This window comes from Streptococcus sp. GMD4S (genome assembly GCF_000296955.1).
The window spans coordinates 1-1,360 of record NZ_AJRE01000231.1 but is presented as its reverse complement, the minus strand read 5'-3'; the positions used below and the strand labels follow the sequence as shown (position 1 = coordinate 1,360).

Here is a 1,360-nt window from a genome sequence, read left to right as displayed (position 1 = left end):
ATGTCCGTGATGCAGCAGAATTTCACAGAAAACATATCCTCGGAGCTCGCAATATTCCTTCAAATCAGTTGAAGTCAAGCCTTGCAGCTCTTCGCAAGGATAAACCTGTCCTTCTCTACGAAAACCAACGCGGACAACGAGTGACCAATGCAGCCCTCTATCTGAAAAAGCAAGGTTTTTCTGAGATTTATATCCTTTCTTATGGATTGGATTCTTGGATTGGAAAGGTCAAGACGAGCTAACATTCTGTTAAAAACTGTTTAATGATAGATAAATCTTGCGTTTTATGGTATCATCATTTATATTAAATTTAAGGAGATTTTGTAATATGAATTCACAACAAAAGAAAAAACCTTCACTTATTTTAGGTATCTTATCTATCGTCCTTGGTTTGCTTTCTCCAATAGTGGGTCTGATTTTGGGGATCATAGGATTGGTCTTGGCTTTTTCATACCAAAAAGAATCTGGACTAAACTATCAAACAGAAAAAATTCTGAATATCATAGGACTTGTAGTTTCTGTTCTTAACTGGATTCTAGCCGTCGCAGTATTTTTTAGATAAGCAAAAAACAAAAAGCTTTAAACATAAAGCTTTTTTTGTTTTATCGCCCCATCTCTAAATAGTTTTTTATGATTTCCAATTCCTCTGGATTCAAGGGACGGTATTGCCCTTCTGCTAGTTCTGGGTCTAATGTAAAGTCACCGAATTGGACGCGTTTTAGGGCAGTCACCTTGACACCAACTGAGAGGAACATTTTTTTAACTTGATGAAATTTTCCTTCTGAGATGGTAATAGAGGCATGGCTCTCTGTTGGGCTTATGTCTAGAATTTCTAGCTGAGCAGGTTTACAAGTGGTCCCATCTAAAAAGACAATTCCATCCTTGAACTTTTGGATATGGTCTGACGTGAGCGGTCCGTTTACTACCACTTGATAGGATTTATCGACATGGTACTGGGGATGAAGGAGTTGGAAGCCAAGAGGTCCATTGTCTGTCAAAAGCAGCAGTCCCGTGGTATCGCGGTCTAGTCTGCCGATAGCATAGAGCTGGTCAGACTGGCTGTCAGGTGGAAGGAGGTCCATGACGGTTGGAAGTTTCTTATCCTTGCTAGCTGTAACGACTCCGTTTGGCTTATGCAGCAGGAGGTAGGTGTGCTCGTAGCCTTGGATTTGTCGTCCTTGAAAGACTAATTTCTGCAACCCAGTGTCGATATTTTGAGCCAGGGAGCTGGCTGGACAATCGTCCACTAGGATTTCTTTTTTTAATAGAGCCTGTTTCATAGCCTTGCGACTGACCTTTTCTTGGGCTAATAATCTATCTAAACGCATACCAGCTTATCTTATCATAAGTCTCTGACTTT

3 protein-coding genes are annotated in these 1,360 nt (G+C 40.4%); 2 read left to right on the top strand and 1 reads right to left on the bottom strand.

Features of this window, described 5'->3' with window-relative positions; genetic code table 11:
• The coding region (locus GMD4S_RS08940; RefSeq protein ID WP_000324859.1) for a rhodanese-like domain-containing protein at nucleotides 1–242 on the top strand (242 nt) is incomplete at its 5' end.
• Nucleotides 243–328: 86 nt separating this feature from the next.
• A complete protein-coding gene (locus tag GMD4S_RS08935) occupies nucleotides 329–562 on the top strand; it encodes a hypothetical protein (protein WP_001088140.1) in 234 nt (77 codons plus the stop codon).
• Between the two features lie 40 nt (nucleotides 563–602).
• Here the strand turns inward: GMD4S_RS08935 and GMD4S_RS08930 are convergent, their stop codons facing one another.
• Nucleotides 603–1,328, bottom strand: coding sequence for a 16S rRNA pseudouridine(516) synthase (locus GMD4S_RS08930; RefSeq protein WP_001235076.1), 726 nt, complete (start codon nucleotides 1,326–1,328; stop codon nucleotides 603–605).
• Between the last annotated feature and the right edge of the window lie 32 nt (nucleotides 1,329–1,360).